Raw genomic sequence first — 26365 nt, 5'->3', positions numbered from 1 at the left:
TGTTGGATGAATACAAAACAGAAGCTCTCTGTCTTAGCCCGTTGATTTGTGAGATAAGACAGCATTTACAGGGGTTTTCAGATTACTGCAAAAAAATTTTACCACTATTCCGGTAAACAAAGCAGAAATAATAGTGCCCTCCCTTGTCCCCACAACAGTAAAATCAAAAAACAGTAAAGATAAAGCGATAGCTATAATAACATAAAAAACATCAAATGCGATTTTCACATTTCCAAAATCCTTGTCCAGTGTATCTGAAACTGCTTTTACAAAGGCTTCGCCGGAATTCATAATAACATCCGCAATAACAGAAAGAGAGATGCCAAAACCAAGAACTAAAATTCCAATAACCACCATTATAATACGCACCAGATATGAATTTGCCGGAATAAATGACATCAGCCACATTCCAAAATCAGTGAACCAACCAAATACAAAAGACAGTGGTATCTGCAGCAGCTGTATGAGCTGGAATTTTCTTCGAAGTATGAAAATCTGCCCAACTATCAACATACAATTCCAGATAATAAGCCATGTCCCCAAAGAAAGCGAGGGAAACTTATAACTCATGACATTTGCCACGGAAGAAATAGGTGATACTCCCAATTCACCATGTTTTGTAAATGCCACGCCTAAAGCAGAAAAAAAGAGGCTGATTATAAATAGTATATACCGCTTTGCAATTTCACTTTTACTCATCATTGACATCTCCCTGTATATTTTTACTTATTCTCATTAAAAAAGCAGTAAGCATTTCCTTATCTTCTTGCGCCGGCTTCCATTGAGATTCTTCCGCAAAATATAACCCTTCTTCTCCATCCCATACAATACCGATGTCATGGTTGCCGGTTCAATGTGGCAGGCGCTGGCAATTTCTTTTTGAACAACACCATCATGATACAATAAATAATCAAGAATCTTTGGCTGTCCTGGAGCCAGATTTGTTTCTTTAACATCGGCAAAAAGGCTTTCTGGAACAATAAATAGTCTGTCATAAGCAAACGCCAGCGTTTTTATACACGTACTCTCGAAAAAGCATGCTCACCGAAACGAGGCTGATGTCTTATTTTTGTGCAATTTTCAGATTTGCTCATTTATAGTTATCATAATGAAACAAGCTCATTGTGAAGATATGTTAAATACTGTCTGGAAACCACATCTAACGGATATCCCTCTTTATACACATAGGCTATATTAATCTGCAATCCCGGATAGGGGATAGAGACCCATCCCCTCCAATTCTGCTCCCGCCGGGATAAGGGCATCCCTATACTATATGCATTAGTCCTTGAAACAAGCCGACAGCGCAGTTCCCGCTCATCCACATAAATAATCCTGGCCGGATTGATTATATTGGCACCGCCGATCTCATGGTAAGAAGAAAAACCGCTGCCCGTATAATCTACAAATGGATAATTCCATAATTTTTCAAATTTGAACGTCTCCTCCAAAGCGGGATGTCCTTCCCGGAAATTAATATTACATAAAACCGTTTTGACATGCTTCATAGCCAGATGATATTTAACAGTCAGCTCGTTGATTTCCACCTTTTGCCCATTCGAGTAAAGCAGCACCCCCAATTCACAGGTTCCTTTATAGACTTCTTCCAGAAGCGGCATTGCTGTGTTATGTGTCATGCTGAACTGAAAACGCGGATATTCTTGATATTCCATACATAGAGTATAAAACGGTTCTTCGAGAATGCTCGAAGCTGCTGTTACAATATGATACTGTAGTTTTTCAAACCTGTCTCTCACTGTCATCATTTTCTCATAATTATTCAAAATATTCTTTGCGAAAATGATAAATTCCTTCCCCTTTTCCGTAAGCTGAACCCCTTGGTTAGTCCGGATAAAAACAGGGTAACCCAGTTCTTTCTCCAGTGATTGGATTGCTAAGCTTAAATTAGGCTGAGAAATATATAATTTTGACGAGGCTTTATTGAAAGACCCGCATTCTTCCACGGTCAAAGCATAAGATAACACATTTATTTTCATGGCAGTTAACCTATTCCCTTTATAACAAAAGCATCATTTTATATATATTATACCATAATGTATATAAAATAAAAGCTTTGTTATAAAAAAAACTGATATCTATATAAAAAAGAAAGATTATTCCCCTTTATCTTACTTTGTTATAATCAAAAAAACAAATCAATATACCTGCCGCCTATCAAAGACGGCAAGAGAAAGGAGTGAAACACAATGGAACTCAAACAGACGCCCGATATAACGCAATACGTTATGCAACATCGTGACGAAACACTTTTACTTCTACGGAAACTGGCGTCCATCGGCGCCCCCACATTCCATGAGGAGCAGCGGGCTGCCTTCTGCCTAGAATGGTTAAAAGAACAAGGAGCAAAAAATGTGTACATTGACGAGGCAGGAAATGTCATTTTCCCTTTTCAGTGTTCTCCTGGCAGATCCAGTATCGCCTTCATGGCGCATATGGATGTGGTTTTTCCGGAGAAAGGACAGATTCCGGTAAAAGAAGAGGGAAATCTGCTGAAGGCACCTGGGATCGGTGATGATACCGCAAATCTGGTCAATCTGCTGATGTGTGCCAAATATGTACTGATGTATCCGCCGGAAACTCTAAAAAACGGCCTGCTTTTCGTGGCAAATACATGTGAGGAGGGACTTGGAAACTTAAAAGGTTCAAAAATGGTTTTCCAACAGCACCTAAATATAAAAGAAATGATTTCTTTCGATATTTATATGGGACATCTGGTCAGCACTGCCGTAGGCTCTCACAGATATCAGATTGAAGTTAAAACACAAGGCGGTCATTCCTATGAAGATTTTGGAAGGAAAAACGCAATACAAGTCCTTGCAGGCATTGTACAGAAGCTATATGATCAGTCCCTTCCCACAAAAGGTAGAACGACTTATAATGTGGGATTTTTTGAGGGTGGGATTTCCGTAAATACAATTCCACACTATGCCAAAATGTATTATGAATTCCGTTCAGACCATAAGAAAGCACTGGAAGATATGGAACAAAAATTGTATGAGATATTGGAGCTGTATAAAACAGATGAAGTGGATGTATATGTGGAATTTTTAGGAGCCAGGCCATGCGGCAGTGAAGCCCTTCCCCAAGCCAGGATGGATGATCTGATTGGGAGACAGAGGAAGCTGATCGAACATTATACCAGGCAAAAAGCGTATATCCATGAAGGCTCCACAGATGCCAATATTCCTTTATCTCTCGGGATACCCGCAGTAACCTTGGGCACGGTTGCCGGAGACGGTGCGCATACCTATGACGAGTGGATCGAAAGTGAAAGTCTGATTGCCGGACAACAGCTTGCTCTGGCGACCGTACTGCAATACTGTATTTAAAAAGTGAGGAGAATAAAATTATGACATTTACATTTGAGTGGGCAATCACAATCTGTGTAGGCATTTTTTTGATTGGCTCGGCCATCTCGTTAAAAACGAATTTCAGGATTCCGACCATGCTAACTGTAGCCATTTTATTCTTAGCAGGTTTCTGGACCATTTTCCCTCAAGATCTGATCGAGATATCCGGATTGAAAACCGTATACAATATATGCTTCTTAGTGGTATTAATCCATGTAGGTGCGATGTTTGAATGGAAAAATTTAAAAAAGGACTGGCGTATTGCGATTGTCGTAATCACCGCAATCATAGCGATCACTGTCCTTGTATCTACCATCGGCGGAGTAATCTTTGGCAAGGAAATTGTTATAAGCTCCATCCCACCATTGACCGGCGGCGGGATTGCCGGAATCATTATGATGGATGCAGCAAACGCAAAAGGGTATACACAGGCAGCACTGCTTGCCATGATGATCATGACCCTGCAGATGTTCATTGGATTCACATTATCAGGAATTGTGCTGCGCAAAGAAGCGGCAGTCAGACTTGCGTCAGGTCTTTTAAATGCTGATACGGATGAAAAAGATTCTGACATTGTAACAAAAAAATCACGGCTCATCGACAGGATACCGGACAAGTATAAGGATACCACCTTTCATTTCTTTGCCTGCTGTCTGTTGGGCGCCACCGCGTATTTCCTTGGAAATTATACCGGCTCAGTCACCGGCGGAATTGTAAATCGTTCTATCTTAGCGATTATTTTCGGAATTCTAGCAAATGCCATAGGAATCATAGAAAAAAATCCGCTCGAAAAATCCGGCTCTTATCCATTCCTGATGCTGGGACTTAACATTGGAATCATGGACAATCTGAAATCCGTAACTCCTGGGATGGTATTGGAAACGCTCATTCCGTTTATAGGTGTATTTGTGATATCCTCCATCGGAATATGGTTCTTATGCCCTCTTATAGGCAAGAAGCTGAATTTTACACCTGCATTTTCCCGTGCCATCGGACTGAACTGTTTTCTTGGATATCCATTTAATCATCAGATTACGGTGGAATCCATCAACGCGGTCACGGAAGATCCGCAAGAGAGGAAATTACTGGAGAAAGATCTTCTTCCTCCAATGGTTCTAAGCGGTGTCATTTCGGTTTCCGTGGTTTCCGTGCTGGTTGCCGGCGTTTTTGTCGGATTGCTCTAACAGGGAGGGATCAAGTATGTATCCAAAAAAATTGGAAAAACTGGAATTGTGTTCTTATCAAATCAACGGAGAGTCTTATTCTCTGCAGGCTTTCACGGCGGGAAAAGGAATTCCGATTGTCATCCTACATGGAGCCATGTTGGATCATTCCATGATGGAAGCCTGTATGGAACCTGTTTTTGAGAAGGTAGCGGGTTATCAGCGTTTTTATCTGGATCTTCCCGGAATGGGGGAGACAGAGGCATCCATAGCTTCTGCCAGTTCCGATCAGATTTTAGAGCTTTTATGTGAATTCATCAAAGACCATATCCCAAACGAATCTTTTGTTCTCGCCGGTGAATCCTACGGGGGATACCTGGCAAGAGGTCTTTTGAAAGATTTTTCAGACAGGATCCGTGGCATGCTCCTCCTTTGCCCTGTGGTCGAACCGGTCAAATCGAAACGCCGTGTACCGGAGCATCACGTTCTGGAACATTATTTTACGAATGACCTTGACATGGAGCAGCCCATGAACCAAATGTACTCCAATATGTTTGTAATCCAGAACTCTTATACCTACGAAAGATTTCTTGCTGAGATCTATCCAGGAATTCAAAAAACTGACAATATGTTCCTGAATCAACTTCAGAAAAAGGGATACACATTCACCTTCCCTTTGCCAGACACACAAAAAGAATTCCTTTTTCCTGTACTACTTTTTGCAGGAAGGCAGGATTCCTGCGTAGGATACCTTGATGCTCTGGAACTGGCCAATTCATACGAGCATTCTACTGTTATGATTGCAGACAGGGCGGGACATAATCTACAGATCGAACAGTCTGTACTGTTCACTCAGACAGCAGAACTCTTTTTTATAGAACTAACTAAGAAACGCCAAACCGAAAGTCCCCACATCTAAATTCGCGGGAAAAAAATCAGGCGAGAAAACCCATGAACTATGCAGAGACATCATTGAAAATGCATTATGACCTAAAAGGAAAAATTGAGATTACGTCGAGAGCTCCAGTAGATTCAGCGGAAACTTTAAGCCTTGCTTATACGCCGTACGTCGCGGAACCCTGCCCAGAGATTCAAAAAGATTCGGGCAAGAGCTTCTAGTACATCATTGCATTAATTCTTGAGTAATAAGCACTTGCTATCCATGCCATCTGAACAGCTGACACGAATATCAAGCACTATTACTTCAAGATTAATGCCATGATCACTCCGTTCTCCCCAGCTCCGCCGGGGCTTAATAGATGTTCAGTAAACATATGTTTTTCTTTGTGTCTCAATAGGTCGGAATTTCCTATAAAGGTACAAAGCGTTTCTCTGACAGATGCTTTCTTCCACACCTCATTCGATTGTCCAGTCCTCCACTTCCAGCTTTTGCACCCGGAGGAACTCTCTGGTATTATTTGTGGCCAGAATCAGACCTTCCGATCTTGCATGTCCAGCGATCAGCATGTCCATCGGACCGATTGGAGTCCCTTTTCTTTCAAGTTCTGCCCTGACCCTGCCGTATTCCTCTGCCGCATAGTGATCAAATTCCAGAATGGAAATGGCAGAAAGGAACATGGTAAGGGCCGCACGGTTTCTTTCCCTGGCCTGGCTCTTCTCAACACCGTGCATCAGCTCCGCGTAAGTAATTGCAGAGATGCATATTTCATCTGGGTCACGCTTCAGAAAATTCCTGATTACTGCCTCCGGTTTCTGTTTGATCGTATAAATGCAAATATTCGTATCCAACATATATTTCATAGCGATTCACGCTCCTGCACGACAGGCTGTTCCCGGCCATCGGACATAAAATCATCCGAAAAGAGCTCAAGGCTGTTCAGAAATCCGGACCACTTGTTGTCCTTTGGCATCAAGATGACAATATCCCCCATCTTGCTGACTGCCACTTCATTTCCTGAAAAACGGCACTCTTTTGGCAATCGGACCGCCTGGCTCCTGCCATTTTCAAATAACTTCGCAGTCATCATAGCAATACACCTCCTATGCCCTTAATATATATCATGATATATATTGTGTCAAGGGGCACAAGCATATTCCGCACACAACTCAGAAAACAGTTCAGCAAATCGAAAATCTGCTTAATGTACATTTTGAACTTTCCTGTCCGTTGCGTTCGCTTTTGCGATATTGTACTTTATTCCAAGTAATTCATTCACCATGTCCTCAGCTCTCCCTTGTCTGCATGACCTTGATTTACTTGAAGCTGTAATGTGTCCCCCCTTCCCTCCACTGTGATCGGCAGTTTCTATGGTACTATGAGTGTATCGGACTTCCTGCTGCCCATTTAGATTCCTGCCTCATTCCTTCGGTTTGGTTTCCATACCCTTTTCAGGGAGACATATCTGACGTTACCGCTTCGACTCCAAGGACTCGGTACAGGCGGTTGGCTAAACCTTACCTGACAGGATTTTCCTGCTTTATATTATCAGCTTACAAAGACAGACAAAACCTCTGTCTATCAGTGGAAATCCGCTATGCTGATTTCTCAGCCCGCGCTCCATACAGGATATGGATCCCTGCATAACAACTGATGGTGCCGTCTGCGCATCGACAGGCATGCTATTAGAAAGTAATGCTCCTTCCATAATAAAGATTTCCATTCTCCATACACGACGGCATGAAAAAACTCTGAAACATACTTGCTCCAGAGCTTTCAGTTACCTCTATTTTTTAATTATTTTTCTGCGAGCATAACTCTGCACCGCTTCTTATAACATGCAATCCCATATTTCAGGATGTTCTCTACTCCGTCATCAGATAGATCATCCTCATATCTAGTATACTCAATCTGTTTCAATGCCTCCTTACATGCCTCGTCCAAATCTCCGTCATGTGCATATTTTACTTCTATGATAATCCCCATATCTCCAGTATCCGGTTCTGCAAGAATGTCCGCATATCCTTCTCCCATTTCCCGGTTAGAAGAAATTCCCCACCGATTTTTCACGCTTAAAATTCCAAGCAGAACACCATGATAAAAATTTTCTTTCATTCCCGTTCTTACAGCTGTATCACGGATACTGATGGTCTTCCTTAAATAATCATTAAAAATCTTTTCGACATTCTCTGCATCCTTATTTTGCAGGGCATCACAGAAACAATTCAGCGTATCCCCATCTTCCCGGACGTTCTCCCTAAAGAATTCCATAATCTGCGTCACGAAAATATCCCGGATCTCCAGATTAGGAATTGCCAGTTTCATCTGCCTTCCCTCTGCTTTTCCCCGCCGGGTCAGATAACCGGTGGTAAAGAGCAGGCTCCAGATATTATCTATCGTCTGATAAATCTCTGGATATGTGAGCTCCTGGTGAATCTCCTTCGTAATAACCTCACCTGCTATCAGGCTCTCAATCTCCCGTTTGGTCGTATAATTCGCCGACTCCTGAATAAAACGCTTCACTGCATCGTTACTGCTGGTATTGATCCAGTAATTCTCCGGCTGCGCCTCCTTATCATCCAATAATGAATCACAATAATTTAAAACATCCCATGGACAATATACATCTACATTGCCAAAATGGTATCCGTCATACCATTTCTTCGCTACATCATAGCTATCTGGATACCCATAATATTGTAAAAGCGTCTTTACTTCCATATCTGTAAATCCAAAATACTCATCAAACCGTACATCCGTAACAGAACGTACCTTCAGATTATTAAGTCCGGTAAAGATACTCTCCTTTGAAATTCGAAGGCAGCCCGTCAATACTGCAAGTTTCAAACTGCTGTTTGTTTTGAGCGCCTCTCCGAGAAGACTTCGGATCAGTGAAATCATCTGATCATAGTATCCATTCGCATGAGACTTTGCCAATGGGACATCATATTCATCAATCAGCAGGATAACTTTTGTACCATAATGTTTCTCCAACATTCCCGAAAGCAGTTTCAGGCTGCTGCCAAACATGCCTTCATTCATAGTATCATCCAAAAGCTTTTGATACTCTGCTTTATCATGCGCATTTAATTTTTCACTGTCCAAAAGGAAATAAAATTTTGCCGCTGCGTCTATGATAACCCGGACTGCCATCTGATATGCCGTCTCATAAGACCATGCATCAATCCCTTTTAAGGATATGGATACAACCGGATATTTTCCCATATATTCTTCACAAAGCGCAGTCTCTTTTGAAATCTCCAGTCCATCAAAAATACTCTTATCTCCATCCAACGAGAAAAAGTTTTCCAGCATGCTCATATTCAGAGTTTTCCCAAATCTCCTGGGGCGAGTGAACAGATTCACCTCTCCCCAGTTGTTAAGAAGTTCCCTGATGAGTCCTGTTTTATCAATATAGTAAAAATTCTCTAAACGTAATTTTTCAAAATTTTCAATTCCAATAGGAAGTTTCTTCTTTCGCATCTCCATCTCTTTCCACGCTCCTTCCATCATCCTTAATCCGTTTCCTGCCTTAGTTTATTATTTACATTATAGCAACTAAGCGACGGCATTTCCATAGAAATTCCATTGCATAGTATCCCTTTTTCAATCTATCTTTGCCATTTCTCCATTCTTGATAATTCCCCATCCTCCACCTCCACTATAATCGCCCCATTTTCCTGCGTAGAATAGATTTTACAGCCAACGTCTGCAAGTCTCTCTATCGTTTCCTGATGCGGATGCGCATACCGATTCTCTTGTCCTGCGGAAATGAACGCATAAGCTGGCTGAATCTGTTGAAGAACTTCTTCTGTTGACGAATTCTTAGAGCCATGATGCGCTACTTTAAGAACCTCCCACGTACAATCTGGATAGCTCTCTTCTAATTGCTGTGTAAGCTGTTTTTCTCCTTCTCCCTCTACGTCCCCGGTCAAAAGCATATCAAACTTCCCATGCTGTACAGCCAATACCATAGATGCCTCGTTACCCGATTCCAGTTTCTCGGTCACAGGTATTATACTGCCTGTCTCCGGCACAGTATTTTCCTTCCGTAATCCGGCGTTCTCTGATTTTATTCCCAGATTCCCCGGCTGTATACACGTAATTGCCATTTTCCCTTCCCGGATATTCCGTCCAGGCTCTATCACAACCACACGGATTCCATAATCTTTTGCTTTCTTTGCCAGACCCGCCAAAGCCTCATCCCACGCCTCCTGCACCGGCAACACCAGCGTCCGGATCTTCACTCCGATATCCTGTCTCTCAATCAGCTCTTCTACACCGTTCCTGTGATCGCCGTCGCCATGGGAGATCAGTACATAATCAAGCACCCCGACTCCTTGGGATTTCAGGAATGGCTCCAGCCTGTATTGTCCCACCTTTTTTACATCACTGCTCCCACCATCCACCAGATAGGTGCCGCCCTCCGGTCCTTTCATGAAAATCCCGTCTCCCTGCCCCACATCCAAGACCGCTATCGTAAGTTTCCCTGACTCTCCAAAATGAGTCGTTAAAATAATAACTCCCACTGTCCACAGAAAAACCACAGGCCACCCTTTCCACGCACTCCTGCCTGCTCTTCCACTCATTCTGTTATTAAAACTGATGGATTTATCCACTCTGTTAGATTGTATGAACCTTCGATCCTTTCCATACCCCTGATAGTCTTGACCCCTTTCCTCCCCTTGCTTATCCTGTTCCTTCATTGATGCGATATACCTCAGCAGAATCAATCCTAAAAACAAAAATACATAATATACCGCAATCTGCCACATCTCAGGCCTTCCGGCCACAAGCCTCGCTCCCGGAAGATGAAGCGCTACCTTGCAGCTCATCTGATAGAAGCATAGAATCTTTCCGCATACCCAAAATAGAAAGGAAGATACCGAGGGAAGCCACAATGCCAGCAGGCTTCCCGCCATCCCCAAAAACAGCAACACGGACATCAATGGGATCACAAAAAGATTCAGGACAAAAGAATACATCGGAAATTCAAAGAAATAATAGAGCAGAATCGGAAGAATAACCAGATTGATACCGATGCTGGCCGTCAACCCCTGTAAAATCACCTGCCCTACATATTCCCAAAATCTCCTTAAATATACAGGCCAAGGACCGTCTTTCTTATTCTGCTTCAAGGAACTCTGCTGCGTCCTTGTCCCCACCTGTTGTCCATTGTTATGTAATGTGTACACAGATATTTCTTCCTGCACCACCTGCACCACAGTAAGAACCGCAAGCACCGCCCCAAAGGACAGCCAGAATCCGCCGTCATACAGACTGAGCGGCCGCCACACTAACACCGCAACCGCCGCCGCAGAAAGCGCTGTCGGCGCATCATAATGCCGCCCCGCCATATCCGCCCCTACCCGGAATAGAAACATCACTAAGGCCCGCACCGCGGATACGGTAAATCCAACCATAAGAATATACAGCGCCAGAAATAAAATACCAAACGCCCCTCCAACCGGATAAGACCCCGTAATCCTCCGCAGTATCTTATACATCCCAATCCCTATAAAGGATAGATGCAGCCCCGAGATCGCCATAATATATACCTTGCTCTCAGGAATATAGAAAAATCAAGGCCTCTACACAATACACAATGTTTATAGTGTTCTTCGAATGATAAACTATTAACAATTTTCTTTTATGTGCTATCTCAACAAATAAGAAGTAAAGTATTTTCCTGATTCTGTAAAAATCCAAACAATTTTTAACAGCGGAATCCCTGATTCTTAAGTTTCTCCTATAATTGTAGTTGAAAGATATTTAAACTATTCACTACAATTATAGTGGAAATCAGGAAATCCGCTGGAATATTTGGTGCTTACTTTCTTTTTATGAAAATAAACTGATATCTAACATAAAATAAAATTGATTAATTCTTTAATACAATTTTCTACAAATCCACTATAATTTTTACACACAAAGCAAAAACAAAAAGCAAATAACATAAATATAAAGAATATTACCGTACAGACTGATTTCTTTTTTAAATATTTCAAATTACTATATCCTGTCTCAAATAACTTATTATTATAAACCTCAATATTTTTTTCACCATCTACACTATTTCTAATTTCTATATGCCTAATTGTTAAAGCAATATAATTTATCGACAAAAATAAAGAGGAGAAAAAAGAAAAAATATAACTAACTATGTATATATCATCTGCCAAAGTAAATATCATTTCATAACTCACTATGTTTAATAATATAGTCACCGGAATAGAAATTAAAACTCCTCCTAAAAAAACAAATAAGTTACTATCAATTGCTATAATGCAGTATAATAAAAACCCTTCAAACCTACTCAATTCATTATATTTTTTTTGCAAGCCAGGTTTTGTAGGTATTTGTATTTTTAAACTCTTTTTCATTTTCTCGTAATTTCTTTCCATTTCACATAAATATCATTAAAAATTGTATTAATTTCATTTATATTCTCATTCTTTTCTAGCTCATATAGTATTTTCAAATTTTTCTTAGTTTCCTGATAAGTTTTAGGAGCTTCTGTTTTAAAACATGGCAATTCTCTGTTCATGTCACTAATGAGTATTTTTATTTGATCCATAATCTCTCTATAATCGAAATTTTCTTCATTAAATACGGATCCTTTTTCCTCTTTTTCTTTAGAAAAACTGTCTTTATCTCTAAGCGGAAAAACATTGTCCATCTCTAACACCGGGCAAAAAGCTTCTCCATTTAATACATCAACTTTAAAAAAAGTTTCAAAATCTATACCTATTTTTGCTCCCTGATTAACAATCCATTTATAAATAGTTTCATAATTATTTTCTGCATCTCGTTCATCTGAAAACACTCTTGCAGCCCCCAACACTCCAAGAGTATGAATTCCATGAATCAATATAATTCTATTTTTCAAATTAGAAGGATTTTGTACTGCCGAAAAATAACCAATATCCTCACACATAATTCCCTTATCGTATTTTGCCCTATATCTTTTGTCCAGAATGAGCATCTCCTCACAATCATTAGTGTACGAAATTCTGCTGTGAATATTTTGGCTCAATTTCCGACAAATTTCATTTCCTTCACTTTCCATTTTAGTTCCATCTGCTCTTACATATTCATCTCCACCTGGTCCTCCTATAACAACTAAATTTTTTCTAATATCTTGAGGATTAAAATTTTCAATTTTGCAAACCGTAATTCTCGCTTTAGGATATTTTCTTGACAATAATTTTGATACTTCTAAAACAGCATCCTTATCTGCAATACTATCAACAAACCCATAATTATGGGAAGTTAATGCAGAATCTACAGGTCTTTCGTCATCTACAGCTACTACAAGCGTAATGTCTGATGTATTTGTAGGAAACCACAATTTATAAAACAATTCATTACGATAAAGTCTTTTATTAACAATTTCCTCAATATTATTAAGTATAAAAGACATATACTGCTCGTTTCTAAATATATTAACATTTAATCTACACGGCACAATATTCTTACTATCAACATCAATGATTATACTGTTTAAAACAATGTCTTTTACAAATATTGTATAGTGCATTTTTTTCAATAAAATAAATCTCAAGAACCACATTCTATTATCATCAATTATATCAATATCTGTCCAATCGATGATAAAATAGTCTGTTTCCGTAAAAACTTTTTCCAACTTATTAATTGCATATTTTTCGACCGATTTATTTAATAGATGAATATTAAAATTAAAGTACTTAATTTTTTCTTCTGACGATATACCAAGTACACTATTTATTGCATTTTCAACATTCTTTTTTCTTTTATTTGTCAAAATACTTATGTTTATATTATTATATCTCTTGTCTTCATTCATAATTATAATTGATATCGTGTCCTGATTAATCCTTTAAATTCATTTATATGATAAACTTTCCCTTTATAATATACATGATCGTCTGATAAATTATGTCGAAGGATTTCGCCTGCCGAGATGTAACAGTTTTTTCCAATTTCAATTCCTCCTATCAATAATGCATTAACACCTATTATCGATCCCTTTCCAATCCTTGGAGAAGGTTCATCTGTTATATCCCAATCCAATTTAGGATTATAATGGCTATGTGCTACTTCCCCCATAAATGTTACACTATCGTCTAAAACCATTCTTTCTGGCACATCTCCACCTATAATACACCTTTCCCCTATTTCAGCTTTGCTATAGATTTTTTTCCCATATAATAATTTAACGCTGTTTCCTACCTGCGCCCCGCTATAGATAGCACAATAATCATCTATTTCAGTATTATTTCCAATTACGCTACCTGTTTCTAATAAACAAAAAGAACCTATTGTAACATTTTTTCCTATTGTTAATGGACTATTATTGCTACCTTCTCTGCCAATATATGAATAGTATCCAATCTTTATATTTTCTCCCCAAATAACATTTTCTCCTATATAAGTCATATACTCATTTTTTGTCATTCTCTAATATCTCCTCATACACTTTATTATAAACTCGTATATGATTTTCTTTGGTTCCCGCTGTTGTCAAATCATCATCTCCTAGAATTGCAAACCCGTGATCAGCACCAGGAATTTCATAAAGTTCTATATTTTTTTTAACTTCTAGTAAAATCTCTTTTGTTATACTAATTGGCACCACTGTATCTGACGCACCTTGAAAAATAGTAATATCACAATCTACTTTATTTAATTCGTCAACTGGATCAAATAAACGGGCATCATTTAAAATTGATAACCCATATTTAACATCGGAATCAAAATAACCTTGTTCTAATATGACTTTTTTGGAACTAGCATCCAAAATTCTAAATTGGGAAAAATCACTCTTTCTCCTCTTTCCGTAAACTTCATACTCATAATCAAGAACAGGTGCCATTAAAAAAATTTTGCAGACTTCTCTTTTATATACATTTTTCCATTTAACAGTCACACCACCACCACAACTTGTGCCAACCATATAAATCGCAATTTGATTTCCAACAATATTTCTCATCTGATTATATGCCGCATCAATATCATTAATTAATTGTGTTAATGTCAAATTTTTTGTATCACGTTTCTGACTTTCTCCATTATCTCTAAAATCAAATCTAAAAGTAGCATACCCCTTTTGTTCTAAAGTATCTGCCATTCTACTATAAAATCCCCATTCATCTTTGTCCGAAGGTATGCCATGAACTAGCACAAATGCCCCTTTTAACTTCATTATCTGACTACTTTGAAATATTCCAACCAGTTGTGTGCCATCGAAACTTTCAAAACTAATTCTTTGTTTCATTTTTTTCTCCTTTATAAAGTTAAATTTTAATTGATACCTGATTTTTATAATCTACAATCTGATGTTACTAAAACTATTTTTAGATAATTATTGATTTAATCACTTAATAAAAAAATTCGACTATTAATTATACTAATATAATTGGGCCAAAGGATTTTGTTATCTTTAACACAAAGATATGTCTGCATTTTTGTATTTTCGCTTCTTCCAAGATATATTATGTTATCTATTGGTAATTTCTTATATTGGGCATATCTTTTTAATGCAAGTAACCTATATTTAAATAATGTCTTTCTATTTGATGACATACTACTATTTCTTAGCCTATAGTAATTATATATTGCATCACTAATAAAACAAATCTCATCACTATGAATCACTAATAAACACCTCAAAAAAAAATCTGTCATCTCGGCATATAAAAAAGTTTCATCAAATCCTCCTATCTTATCAAATACTGATTTAAGGATCATTTGAGGTTGCACCGATACAACATTGGAGACAAATGGATCAAAATATGTATTTTGATACTTTTTATAAAGATTAAAATACAAACTAGGCTCCCTCATTTCTACGCTATTTGCTTCATGAACAAGACATTGCCCCACAACCAGTACATGTTTTGTTGAATTAGCAATCATCCTCTCAATACATAAATTATCCAATGTGTCATCTGAATCTAGCCATACTAACCACTTACCCTTTGCAATTGACGCAGCCAAATTCCGTGCGCATGATATTCCTTGTCTCCTAGTATTATGGACTATTTTGACATTATCAGCTTTTAATTGTTCTAATTGTACCGCATAGTAATCTGCCGAGCCATCATCACAAACAATAACTTCTAATTCTTTATATGTCTGATTCATTACACTTTGAATGGCCCTTTTTAATTCAAAAATACTTCCATTATAAAAAGGAATAATTATTGTAACTAAATCAAACATTATAACTCCATAGAATTTAAGTATTCTTTAATTGCTTCAACACTCATTAACAAATCAATGTTGTCCTCACTCACTTTTAATCCGTACAGTTCTTCAAGTTTTGCCATTATCATCACATGTCTTAAACTATCCCACTGAGCATTGGTTCCTATCCCCGAATTTTCATCCAACTCATTTTTATTACATTGAATTACATCTGCTATAATTTCAATAATCTGACCTGTAGTAATCTTCATTTTTATCCATTTTGGATGTCGATAAAATTATCCTCAACATCTTTCCTTTCTTTAATCTTCCTTTCAATGCAAACATTTCTTTTCCTTAATTAGGAAAAACAATTCTCTATTTCCTCATAAAGCTTCTTTACATCAACTTTTCCATTTTTGTTAAATGGAAATCCCCCCTTATGAATAATTTTACTCGGTATATAATAATATGGTAAATATAATTTTAAATAATCTCTTATTTTATTTTCATCAAAATCATTACAAACAACAAATGCCACTAGTTTCTTTTTATAATAGATAACTTTTGAAGAATAACACCCATAATTTCGTAAACAAGCCTCTATTTCAGACAAATCTATTCTAAATCCCATATGTTTAATCTGACTATCTTTACGACCCGCAAAATATAACTTTCCTGATATTACTTTGACAAAGTCTCCTGTTCTATAGCATCTAATAAGTTTCCCATTTTCCATTTCTTTTAAAAAGAAGCTCTTATTATTCATATCATTTAAATAACCTGCGCCAATATTATCACCACAAATGATTAATTCACCAATATTCTGATTATTTTTTCGGTCAACATACATTTGCCATCCTTCAAATGGAGTTCCTATCGAAACAGAATCTTCGCAATACTCTTGATAGTTAAATGAGTCCAACAAAATTCCCATGCAAAATATAGTGGTCTCTGTCGGACCATATGTATTATAAACTTTGCATTTACTATTTAAATCAAAAATTTTCTTAAGTTGTATAGAGTATAATGTTTCCCCGCAAAATGTATACGTTTTAACTGTCGATAAATACTCAGAAGATAAATGATTTGTAATATCCATCAAATCAAGTACACTAGGTACAGAATGCCAAAAAGTAATGCTATATTTTTTTATCAATAAAGCTGGATACATCTTAGCTTTCGGTGTAGCAAAAGGAACTAATGTTGCTCCTGAAGATATAGCAGTAAATATGTCACATAGACTTAAATCAAATCCAATATTAGAATATTGTGCCCATCTGTCATTTTCATTTACCTTATAATGACTAATAGACCATAAAAGAAATTTTTCAAAAGCACTTCTTTTAATAGCAATTCCTTTCGGCTTACCAGTAGATCCTGACGTAAAAATAACATAAGCAATGTCATTTTCTTCTTGAGCATAGTCCTTAACATTTACTTTGCTTTCTAATATTTGCATTACCTCCACACTATTTTTGTATTCGTTTATCGAATCACTGTCATTATCAAAAACAATTAAATCCGGATTAAATATATTTTGACAGTACTTTAATCGTTCGAAAGGAGTCTCTGAATTAACTGGACAAAATATAATACCCGCAAGGTAGGCAGCTATTATAGCAGAGTACGAATAAAATCCTTGTTTCATTACTATCATTATCTTTTTCAAGTGATTTCCCCTATAATATTTTATAAATTGAGAAACCACTTGCCCCATCTGGCTATAAGTCCATTCCCGATTTTCCTCAAGTACAGCCACATTTTCCATTATTAAAAAATTATTCATTATTTTCTCTTTCATAATTTATCCCCATACATTACTTTAAAAACATCTCGTCCTCTATTGATATTTAAAGCAACCATCGTAGAAGACAATGTACGCCATTTTGTAGATATTAAAAACATTTTTCTTTCTTCTTCTGCACTTTTACAATAACAACTATCTGTAAGGTACTCTTTCCAAGTATTCCACCAACTACAAGAAAATAAATCTCTATTCGATAATTCAAAAAATCTAGAATAATTACTTCGTATTCTAACCTCATTAAAATCATTGGGATAACTTCTATTCAATAAAATGAGACTTTGCTTCATCTGATAGGAATAAATATTATTTTTTTGGAAACACAAATAATAAACATCTATGCAATCCAAAATGACTAAATTAAATGGGCGCATATTTTCTAGGTCTAAAGTATATACTTTATTCTCAGCTTCTTTAGCAGATTTCATATTTTTCAGAACATTAAGTATAATTTTTCCCCTACTTTTATTTTCTCTAGTTGTATCCAGAATTTCTCTGTTAAGCAAGAATGCAACTACATTATTGTCATTAATCGCAAACCAAGTTCCTCGCGTTTCTTCATCTAAGCATCCATAAATATCTTGATACTCATCCCAAAAATATCCCCATAATTTAAATGACTTTCCTACTTTTTCATCTCTATTAAAAGCTATAATATATTTATAGTCACTATTATTTATTTTTTTTATAACTGCAATGCACATTCACCAACACCACACATTTAATAATCTTGAAAGCATTGTAAAGACTTTTACTAAGCCTATTATTTTCTGGATATCGGAGAACCTTTATCCCCCTCTTCGTTAAATTTAAAATCATCAAAAATATCCGGATCTAGTTTCCCTGTCAGACTTATGGTAATTAGTTCTACGTTTTTATTTACTGCGAGCTGTATGTTTTCTGTTCCGCCGTATGCACCGTCCGCGTAACTATAGCAGTCCGCTCTTTCTGTTTATCCATCTATTCAAGATGCCCAGGATAAACTAGCTGTTACTATGGTTGTCTTGAGTCATACTGATACTCTGTTACGACCGAATCATTCTCTCCTACAAATTCCTCCAAGTTGACTGCATAACCCCAATACTCTTTTACCACTTTTCTTCGATATACAACTTCCGAATCGAAAGAATTCTGTATCATGAAAGTTTTCATGCTGCCGTTTTCTTTTGATTGGGGTCTGAGTTTTCCATTTTCAACACTTGTTTGTTCTAACAAGCATCTGACAAACTGATCATACTCTGTTGTCTCATGGTACCCAAAATCACATAAGACAAGAAGTTTATCTACATCCGCTATAAACTGTTTTATATGCTCTTCTGCCTCTGTACTTCTCTGGTGATAGATCATCACCCCGTTAAAATCATTTGAATCCAAATAGTATTTTAATTAGCAAAAACATTAACTTTATTCACATGAACCACCAACTTGGATATACAGGTATATATCAGTTAACCTGAATGATTACAGTCTTGGTCCATATTCCTCACAATATGATATTGACATGTTCCATATGGTGAACTATGTTTTTATCTATCCAAATCAAAATACTCTTAATAACATCTAAAACAAAAACCAAAATAAGACTTATAAGAAAATCTTTAAAATGCTCCGAACCCCCCTTGAAATTATTTCAATTTGCGTTTGTAAAGTTTTCGCAAATAATTTCATACTTCTCATCCACAAAATAACTATCCTAAAATCCCGTTCAAATTATACACATGTTTAAGGTGTCAGCCCATATAACTCATATATGTCTTTTTGAAATGGCGTAAGTTCCGTTGTGTATTTTTTTCGTGTTCCATTTATACTGACACTACGGACAGTTTTCATTTCACTTATTACTTTTTGAAGATCATGATTTTTATACCATCCGGCTTCATTCATCACCTGCTTTAGACGAGTTGTGATCAGAAGTGCAATAAACTGTATGAAGATTCTGCCTTCCATAGCTGCCGCTGAATGGATACGCAAACGTTTCATATCAAGATCATTTTTGAGATCATCGAAACATTTCTCAACAGCATCCTTGCTCCGGTACACCTCAAGAGCTTTTGTCGTATCCTTAATGTGATTACTTACAAGCACGAACCAGCCGATATGGTTCCTTTTATGCTTGCTAATGGCTTCCTCATTGTAATCCACCCTGATGCCTCTTATAGGAGTTTTATGGATCAAGAAGAACTTATCATAATAAGAGGCATGCTCCTTTACATGCCTGCCGGCCATAAGTTCTTCATAACAGCAGTGCAGGGTATGGTCAAAATTCCGTTCGTCTGACGCCGCCTTGAAAATATCGTGGTAGATGTGGATATAGAACCGATGCCCTTTCCAATTGGAAGATTCCGTGACCGCATACAGTCCATCCCCAAAGACTGTACAGTAATTATGATGGGAACGGATGCTGTCTCTGTGGTGTTCCACTGCCTTGCAGGCAAAACCGACAGTAAAAGGTACTCCAATCAGGAACTTTTTATGGCTGGCATACATTGCGTCAAGGTTCGGTTCACTATAAAAGCCTTTGTCCATGACAAAATGGCATGTTGGGCTCTCCAGAACGGATATATTAGCTATGCTGTCTTCCAGAGCGTTCACATCTTTAATGCTGCCGGGAATGATCCTGTAATACAGCGGCATATGGGAAGTGACACCAGTGAGCATAAGGAGGTTGATCTGTGGCAGTTTTTCCCCGTCACGGTTGTATCCCCAGCGGACAAAGTCGATCAGTTCGCTATAGGAAGATACACTGGTGATATCCATTGCATAGACATCCTTCTGGCTGTTTACATCAATCCACCTGCTGAAAAAGTCCTGTTGCAGTGTGGGCGTAATCCTTACAAGGAGTTCGCTCACCCGCTGGCTTGCAAGCAGGGAACGGCACGGTGATGGATACATCCGCTGCCACTGGTCAACGTGGCGCAATGCCCCGCCTTCGCTGACAAGGTAATACGCACATGTCAGTATGCATCTCCAGTCATCCGGAAAGACTGTACTGAGCGGTTCCATCAGCCCTATGTCTGAAACAGCTTTATCCAAAAGGGACTGTATGCCGGTATTTTTCACAACACAGCGGCCAGCAGGTTCTTCCGTTTGAGCCCTTTTACGGGCAGCATCGCCTTTCCTGCGGTTGGGAACCACTTCACCTGTTACTGGATCCAGATGCCCAATGCTCTTGCGGATGTGTTTGACTTTTTTAGTTTCCTTATCATAAATTGAAGTGTTGCTGTAAACATAGGTTTTACCATTTGGATTTTTGACGTAAACAAGTGATGACATGCCGTTGCTCCTTTAAATATGTGTATAATATTTCTACTTATATTATAAAACTTATACACATATTTGTAAAGAGGGAGCGCCTAAAAACCCCGTATTTTCAATGGATTCATACTATCATACAGTCAATCTGTGTATAATTTTTTCGGGAGATTAGGATCTATAGCTACAACCAATCTTCTATATATGAAAATTAATTTCCATTTAAACATCCTCTGCACCAAAATTGCACTACTGGATTTTCATATTGAACATTTAAAAAGGCTTTCTATCCAACACATATTTTGATATGTGTTGGCCATACAAATTTCATATATTACAAAATGTGATATTATTATACAAAATTTTCCATTTTCCATCAATCTCGAAACATCATATAAAAGTTCCCAAACATCATATCAGGAAAATAAAATATAATTTTTCAAAAATTGCGTAAGTTTTTCTCGAATAAATTGTCTTAATATATAGAAGCATGAATATACAAAGGAAAAGACAAATGAATTGGTCAAAAAAACGCAAATAAATGATAAGCTAAATAAAACTCTCTCTGATTTTTTGGATTTATATGGGACTTCTGGCTTAGAAAATGCTTTACAACTTTATAGAAATTCTCATCAAGAATACATTTGCAAAACGCGAACATCTGTCTCGAAAATGAGTGTATGGGATATATACTATATGGAAATACGAGAACATCAAATTACCATTTATACTCAACATGGCACATATCATAAGTATGGAACCTTAAATAATGAATTAAAATCACTATCTTCTTATGGTTTTATCAAATGTGCCCAAAACCGTATCGTTTCATTAGGGAAAATTCGTTCGATATGTTCTAATGATATCATCTTAATTAACGGTGCCAAAATACACATGAGCAAAAAATATGCTATTTCCATTATTTCAGAATTCTCAAAAACCAAAAAGCAATTTTGAGAACGACATATTAGGTACTTAATCCATAAAACAGCAGATAGAATATCCCCATAATTTCTAAGATATCCTATCTGCTGCCATATTTCCTATAATCCTTTAATAAACGCCACTTCCTTTTTCTTAAGTGCCTTCTTCAATTTTTCATTTTCCGCCTTCAAATCCTTATTCTCTCTCTGGGATTTTTCATACTCTATCTTAATCAGCTCATTCTGCCGCTCCAGTGCATAATCCAGAATCACCTTTTTCTTCTGGTGGAACACCTTGCCCTCCTGATGCTGCCTCGCCTCATTCAAGAATTTATTCACCACCGGATTCTTATAAAAGAAAGCCCTCGACAATCCCGTTTTCCGAACCAAATCACAAACCAAGAGCTGCTCTTCTTTCTCCAGCATCTCTTTGATCGTCCGGATCGCATAATCAATTTTCTCCTTGCTCGCCTTGTGATTGGATTCAACCATTTTGGAATACTTGCTCATATCCATCCCACTCCTTGATAATTTCACTCAATATCTCATCCATTGTTTTCCTTAGTTCTTCAGTCTCCTTTACCATCAGCTTTCCGCTTGTCCGCCGGTACCGATAAACCGTATTTACGCCCCTATGCCCTAATAAATGTGCGATGGCTGCATCATCCAGATGCAGTTCCACAAGCTTCATGCCATAGCAGTGCCGAAATAAATGTGTGGCAAACCCCATCCGTTCTCCATTATCTTTACAGATATTGTTTTCACGAATCAGCGTGTATACACGGTGTTTCAACATAGAATATTGAAACGGTAAGGAAGGATTCGATTCATTCACAAAAATATATTCGGTTTCCCCATACTTTTCATAGGTATATTCCATTGATTTCTGAATTATCTTAGCCACATCATCCGGAACTGGTTTTTCATAATAAGAGGTCTTTACCTGATACATCCGAACGATATAATGCCCGTTCTCCTGATATAAGCAGTCTGTGCGCAAGGTAAGGGTATCGGAAATCCTTCCTCCAAGCATCTGATGCAGGATCAACGCACGCGCCACCTGTTCTTCCATATTGACGATATAATAATTTAACCGCCTTATTTCTTCGTCAGAATAGGTTTTGAATACCACTTCCGGCATTTTGGGCATATCCTGTTTGATAAATAATTTCTCCAACTTGGGATTGCCAATCACTTTCCCTACCTGCCGCAGCATATCTTTTAGATTTGCCATTTCAGGTTTCTTTCCTGGCCTCTTTCCAGATTGATGTGAGTTAAATATTCCTCAATATTTAACCGCCCCACCTCTCCTAAGCTTGTGATCTCCGGGTTCCTCTCAGCAAGGAATTCTGAAAAATGTCTTACCGCACGTATCTCCCCCTGCAGTGAACCTACGGATAAATATTTAATCCTGATATAACATGCCTGTTTCACTTCTTCTTTTATTGTCTCTTGCCTGATTCCTGTAAATCTTATCGTCCTTATCATCTGTATCGGATTCTGCCTGACCTCAAATCCCAGATTGTCCAGCTTCCACACGTCTTTTTCCCACTCCGGCCGTTTGTCTTCCGGTTCCAGGAAATGAAGCAAGAGACGCAAGTACTTTACCGGCCCTGCCTCCTCCTGTAAATTCCTTCCCATGCTCTTCATATAATGTTTCCGCGTAATCTGATATCCGTGGTTTAAAAGCCATGCCTTAAATTTCTTAACAAGGACCTCTTCCGGTACTGCCCGGAAGCTATTAAGCAAGGGAAATTTCTCTTTCATAAACCTGGCAATCACATTATAGCGGATAATATCCGCATCTACGGTAGCCATACTCAGTTCTTCCCCACGGCTCCGTATGAACGCTTCCATTTCCTTTTTCTGCCCCTCCGCTACCAAGAGCCCTAAATCGTAAAAATGCCGCTCCATAACCCTGATTCTTTTTTCGGAAGCATTTCCTTTTCTTTGATAACAGGGAAGTTCTTTTATGTAAATCTTAGCTTCCATCTTTCCCACTTCCTTCTTTCCATTCACTTGCCAGACTTTTCTGCTCTTTATAATATTGTTCACTGGAACGGTCTACATGCCTCTGGATACAGTCAATATACCGCCGCGTCATGTTTTCATGCTTATGTCCGAGGAATTCCCTGATCGCCTGAATCGAAGCCCCATGTTCATACAATGCAGTGGCTACGCTGTGCCGGTAATCGTGTGTTTGGAATACATGATCCCCACACCTGATTCCCAGTTCATTGCACCAGTCCACCATCTCATGCCAGTAACGTGTTGATAAATACGGGCCTCCTTTCGAGTTTTGAAATACATAGGAATCCAACCCGATTTTTCTTCGTTCTATGTATACCATCATGCTCCGGTACAGCAGCATTGGGATTGGGATTACCTTTTCCATCTTCATCTTATGCTGGTAAATCCGAAGCCAGGCAACCCCTTCCTTCAGATAATATCCTTCCCGTTTTATAGAGCATACTTCATTAATCCGTAGTCCAAGACACCATAAATGCAGATACATAAGCCGCATATCTTCCGGCAGCCCTTTTAAATTCTTAAAGATCTCTGTCACAGTATTCTGCGGCACAGACCGGTAATGATGCGGCACCGTTGCCCGCTTGATATAGTATTCCGGGTAAAACGGAACCTTGCTATAGTATCCCCTTGCTGTCAGGAATCTAAAAAAGCAGTGAATCTCTGCCACTTTATCATTAAAAGTTATCATTTCAACATCTTCTTCCTGCAGCTTCCTCATATACAAATCAATCTCTGCCGCAGTCAGTTTATCTACCGCAAGTTTTTCTTGATCCAGAAAACGCAGAAAAGCTTTTGTAATATATGTCCGTGCCCAAATATTCTGGACAGAAGCTCCTGTCACACCAAGCTGATATTTTACATATTTCTTTAGATATTCCCGATTTCCTTTATCCGCTATATCCAAAAAGGAAATCCGCTTTACCGGCCTTGTCGGATCATAACGTGTTGCATCAAACTGAAAACGCTCCAAGTACCATACATTTGCCTCCCAGTTTATATCCTTAGCCTCTATAAAAAGGATTCTCTGTACCTTATCCACAATCTGATGATACCGGTTCTTTTATGGTTTTAAATTGTTTATTGCCCTTCATAGTAAGAAGGATACCAGATACTTGTAAAAAAAGTGAGATGGTATCCCCACAAAACATACCATCCCTTCCTTATTAGATTTGCATATACAATCTTGCTTTCATCCTCAGACGTAATCTAAATATTAAATCGATATCTGCCTTTTCCGTGTCCAATCACCGGTACGATCAATTTTTCACTTTTCATTTTTTTAATTAACTCTCCTGCTGGTGACGATGTAATTCCAGCTATTCTCATTACATCTGCTCTGGAAAAATACATATCATCGCTATACTGTTCATACAATCGCAAGATCTTTTCCTTTGCAAGTGTACTAATCCTCGATTCATTTATTTTCTTTTCAAACAACTGTTTTTTCTTCGAAACAACTGTTTTTTTATCCCCAAACAACTGCTTTTCATTCAAAACAACTGCTTTTTCCTTTGCAAAAAACTGTTTTCGATCCCCTACATCCACTCCTTCAACCGTAACATTATAATTCAGATTATAAAGCGTCACCCAAAATGAGGATGCGTCTGAATAGAATACAGGTTCTAACTCCGGGCGATAATTAACAGATCTGTGATAATCATGCTTAATCTTTTTGAACCCGCTTCCTCTGCGCTCCATATAATTCATTCGGCTGAAAACATCTGCGATGATCGGATTCCGCCGTCTGGAAGGCACATGATCCGTGTCAAGATTCTGCACAAAAGAACCGTCAAACATACCGCCTGGAGAATAGATCTCCATACGGTCGTCAAAAATATCAATGTGTACTTCACTTCCTAATTCCAGATAATCTCGATGGATCAATCCATTCACGATACATTCAAGCGCCGCCCGCTCTGGTATATCTGGCATCTCAAGACGGCCATCTAAGGTTTTCTTCCAACGTTTTTTCGTATTATTTTTTATAAATTCTTCCCCGCCCTGAAGCAGTATAAGCAGGCTTCCGCTAAATTCCTTATCATCCAGTGCTTCCATTACTCCCGATGCTTTATTCAGCCCATTCCAGCGAGTACAAAAAAGTCTGGAATGGCGCATTGGTGATTCGTCTGCTAATAAGACTCCCGCATTGGTGAGCATCCCATTCTCGTCTACCAGCCCGAAAGAAATAAAATCTGCCTCTTCCAGCTTCTTACCGGTTCGCTGCCGATATACAGACCGAAGCTTTGTAAAAGCATAATTCTCATATGGATAATACGAAGACAGACTATCGTAAGTTTGATTACTTCCACGCAATACAAGGCGTTTCAGTTCAATTGCTCCAGCTTGTACACTTTCATTTCCAACACGCACAAACGCTGTCCTGCTTCCATCACCCACATAATAGTACGGAGTTTCTACTCCTGGCAATATCCGCAGAATAATAAACTGCTTTCCGTTCTCTTCATGAAGTTCCAAGTCTGTCTGCGGAATCGGATCCATTCTTGTCTTGATTATTTCACTGATTTTTTCAGAAACTCGCCTAGCATCTTCAAGACCGATCAACGTATCATCATCTGCCACTCCAAAGAATAGAATACCACCTTTGCCATTTGCAAAAGCACTGACACTTTTCAGCCAGCTCTTCGGTCTCTTTTCTTCTAATATAAGCTTTTTATCATATTCATTTGACTCACCAACAAAATCTGAAATAAACATAAATACTCCTTTATTTCCCATATTTCATTTCCATA

The 26365-nt window shown here is 38.1% G+C and carries 26 protein-coding genes and 1 pseudogene; 5 read left to right on the top strand and 22 right to left on the bottom strand.

The genetic code is table 11. The features are described 5' to 3' along the window. Positions 1-33: 33 nt before the first annotated feature. From VSQ62_RS08020 to VSQ62_RS08010, 3 genes are all read right to left on the bottom strand, one after another. On the bottom strand, positions 34-702 hold the full coding sequence (locus VSQ62_RS08020) for a YczE/YyaS/YitT family protein (protein WP_334634206.1): 669 nt from the start codon (positions 700-702) through the stop codon (positions 34-36). A gap of 33 nt (positions 703-735) precedes the next feature. Then, complete coding sequence (locus VSQ62_RS08015) at positions 736-918, bottom strand: MarR family transcriptional regulator (RefSeq protein WP_502957811.1); 183 nt, start codon at positions 916-918, stop codon at positions 736-738. 185 nt (positions 919-1103) lie between these two features. After that, on the bottom strand, positions 1104-1997 hold the full coding sequence (locus VSQ62_RS08010; RefSeq protein WP_334634204.1) for a LysR family transcriptional regulator: 894 nt from the start codon (positions 1995-1997) through the stop codon (positions 1104-1106). Between the two features lie 210 nt (positions 1998-2207). Between VSQ62_RS08010 and VSQ62_RS08005 the strand changes: the two genes are divergently transcribed. The 4 genes and pseudogenes from VSQ62_RS08005 to VSQ62_RS07990 all read left to right on the top strand — a co-directional run. Further along, a complete protein-coding gene (locus tag VSQ62_RS08005) occupies positions 2208-3350 on the top strand; it encodes a M20/M25/M40 family metallo-hydrolase (RefSeq protein WP_334634203.1) in 1143 nt (380 codons plus the stop codon). Positions 3351-3370: 20 nt separating this feature from the next. Further along, positions 3371-4555, top strand: coding sequence for a hypothetical protein (locus VSQ62_RS08000; protein WP_334634200.1), 1185 nt, complete (start codon positions 3371-3373; stop codon positions 4553-4555). Positions 4556-4571: 16 nt separating this feature from the next. Beyond that, positions 4572-5453 (top strand): alpha/beta fold hydrolase, encoded by an 882-nt coding sequence (locus tag VSQ62_RS07995; protein ID WP_334634199.1) that lies wholly within the window; start codon positions 4572-4574, stop codon positions 5451-5453. A gap of 32 nt (positions 5454-5485) precedes the next feature. Next, positions 5486-5650: pseudogene (locus tag VSQ62_RS07990) on the top strand (NAD-dependent malic enzyme); the annotation flags it as partial. 240 nt (positions 5651-5890) lie between these two features. On the opposite strand, the gene vapC reads toward VSQ62_RS07990, so the two are convergent. From vapC to VSQ62_RS07920, 14 genes are all read right to left on the bottom strand, one after another. Then, positions 5891-6295, bottom strand: a complete 405-nt coding sequence (vapC, locus tag VSQ62_RS07985) for a type II toxin-antitoxin system tRNA(fMet)-specific endonuclease VapC (protein ID WP_334634198.1) — start codon at positions 6293-6295, stop codon at positions 5891-5893. Beyond that, a complete protein-coding gene (gene vapB / locus VSQ62_RS07980) occupies positions 6292-6522 on the bottom strand; it encodes a type II toxin-antitoxin system antitoxin VapB (protein ID WP_334634197.1) in 231 nt (76 codons plus the stop codon). Before vapB ends, vapC begins: the two co-directional genes overlap by 4 nt. 707 nt (positions 6523-7229) lie before the next feature. Next, positions 7230-8921 carry an AAA family ATPase gene (locus VSQ62_RS07975; RefSeq protein ID WP_334637596.1) on the bottom strand — a complete coding sequence of 564 codons (1692 nt, stop codon included), beginning with the start codon at positions 8919-8921 and terminating at the stop codon, positions 7230-7232. 122 nt (positions 8922-9043) lie between these two features. After that, positions 9044-10981, bottom strand: coding sequence for a ComEC/Rec2 family competence protein (locus VSQ62_RS07970; RefSeq protein ID WP_334634195.1), 1938 nt, complete (start codon positions 10979-10981; stop codon positions 9044-9046). Positions 10982-11293: 312 nt separating this feature from the next. Further along, positions 11294-11815, bottom strand: a complete 522-nt coding sequence (locus tag VSQ62_RS07965; RefSeq protein WP_334634194.1) for a hypothetical protein — start codon at positions 11813-11815, stop codon at positions 11294-11296. Continuing rightward, the gene (locus VSQ62_RS07960; protein ID WP_334634193.1) at positions 11812-13260 is read right to left on the bottom strand and encodes a hypothetical protein; all 1449 of its coding nucleotides are present in this window, start codon (positions 13258-13260) and stop codon (positions 11812-11814) included. Before VSQ62_RS07960 ends, VSQ62_RS07965 begins: the two co-directional genes overlap by 4 nt. Positions 13261-13262: 2 nt before the next feature. After that, a complete protein-coding gene (locus tag VSQ62_RS07955; protein ID WP_334634192.1) occupies positions 13263-13871 on the bottom strand; it encodes a DapH/DapD/GlmU-related protein in 609 nt (202 codons plus the stop codon). Further along, positions 13858-14691 carry an alpha/beta hydrolase family protein gene (locus VSQ62_RS07950; protein ID WP_334634191.1) on the bottom strand — a complete coding sequence of 278 codons (834 nt, stop codon included), beginning with the start codon at positions 14689-14691 and terminating at the stop codon, positions 13858-13860. The genes VSQ62_RS07955 and VSQ62_RS07950 overlap by 14 nt, the downstream gene beginning before the upstream one ends. Before the next feature lie 95 nt (positions 14692-14786). Beyond that, on the bottom strand, positions 14787-15638 hold the full coding sequence (locus VSQ62_RS07945) for a glycosyltransferase family 2 protein (protein ID WP_334634190.1): 852 nt from the start codon (positions 15636-15638) through the stop codon (positions 14787-14789). Continuing rightward, positions 15638-15874 carry an acyl carrier protein gene (locus VSQ62_RS07940; RefSeq protein ID WP_334634189.1) on the bottom strand — a complete coding sequence of 79 codons (237 nt, stop codon included), beginning with the start codon at positions 15872-15874 and terminating at the stop codon, positions 15638-15640. Before VSQ62_RS07940 ends, VSQ62_RS07945 begins: the two co-directional genes overlap by 1 nt. Before the next feature lie 89 nt (positions 15875-15963). Beyond that, positions 15964-17406, bottom strand: a complete 1443-nt coding sequence (locus tag VSQ62_RS07935) for an AMP-binding protein (protein WP_334634188.1) — start codon at positions 17404-17406, stop codon at positions 15964-15966. Further along, entirely contained in the window at positions 17403-18113 is a 711-nt protein-coding gene (locus VSQ62_RS07930; protein WP_334634187.1) for an NRDE family protein, read from the bottom strand. Before VSQ62_RS07930 ends, VSQ62_RS07935 begins: the two co-directional genes overlap by 4 nt. Positions 18114-18402: 289 nt before the next feature. Beyond that, positions 18403-18759: a hypothetical protein gene (locus tag VSQ62_RS07925; protein ID WP_334634186.1), complete on the bottom strand. Its 357-nt coding sequence runs from the start codon at positions 18757-18759 to the stop codon at positions 18403-18405. 372 nt (positions 18760-19131) lie between these two features. After that, positions 19132-20682, bottom strand: a complete 1551-nt coding sequence (locus tag VSQ62_RS07920) for an IS1634 family transposase (RefSeq protein ID WP_334634052.1) — start codon at positions 20680-20682, stop codon at positions 19132-19134. A 498-nt stretch (positions 20683-21180) separates the two neighbouring features. On the opposite strand from VSQ62_RS07920, the gene VSQ62_RS07915 reads away from it, so the two are divergent. Continuing rightward, positions 21181-21618, top strand: a complete 438-nt coding sequence (locus VSQ62_RS07915) for a LytTR family DNA-binding domain-containing protein (RefSeq protein WP_334634185.1) — start codon at positions 21181-21183, stop codon at positions 21616-21618. A gap of 86 nt (positions 21619-21704) precedes the next feature. On the opposite strand, the gene VSQ62_RS07910 is transcribed toward VSQ62_RS07915, so the two are convergent. The 5 genes from VSQ62_RS07910 to VSQ62_RS07890 form a co-directional block, all read right to left on the bottom strand. Then, entirely contained in the window at positions 21705-22094 is a 390-nt protein-coding gene (locus tag VSQ62_RS07910; RefSeq protein ID WP_334634184.1) for a DUF6262 family protein, read from the bottom strand. Then, positions 22069-22818 (bottom strand): tyrosine-type recombinase/integrase, encoded by a 750-nt coding sequence (locus VSQ62_RS07905; RefSeq protein ID WP_334634182.1) that lies wholly within the window; start codon positions 22816-22818, stop codon positions 22069-22071. The genes VSQ62_RS07910 and VSQ62_RS07905 overlap by 26 nt, the downstream gene beginning before the upstream one ends. Continuing rightward, a complete protein-coding gene (locus tag VSQ62_RS07900; RefSeq protein ID WP_334634180.1) occupies positions 22806-23576 on the bottom strand; it encodes a hypothetical protein in 771 nt (256 codons plus the stop codon). Before VSQ62_RS07900 ends, VSQ62_RS07905 begins: the two co-directional genes overlap by 13 nt. After that, positions 23566-24585 (bottom strand): tyrosine-type recombinase/integrase, encoded by a 1020-nt coding sequence (locus VSQ62_RS07895; RefSeq protein ID WP_334634178.1) that lies wholly within the window; start codon positions 24583-24585, stop codon positions 23566-23568. Before VSQ62_RS07895 ends, VSQ62_RS07900 begins: the two co-directional genes overlap by 11 nt. A 236-nt stretch (positions 24586-24821) precedes the next feature. Continuing rightward, a complete protein-coding gene (locus tag VSQ62_RS07890) occupies positions 24822-26330 on the bottom strand; it encodes an ATP-binding protein (RefSeq protein WP_334634176.1) in 1509 nt (502 codons plus the stop codon). Positions 26331-26365: the final 35 nt, after the last annotated feature.

Source organism: Sporofaciens sp. JLR.KK001, from assembly GCF_036941055.1.
In the GTDB taxonomy this organism is placed as follows: domain Bacteria; phylum Bacillota; class Clostridia; order Lachnospirales; family Lachnospiraceae; genus Sporofaciens.
The sequence above is the reverse complement of the archived record's forward strand: the minus strand, read 5'-3'. Positions and strand labels throughout refer to the sequence as shown.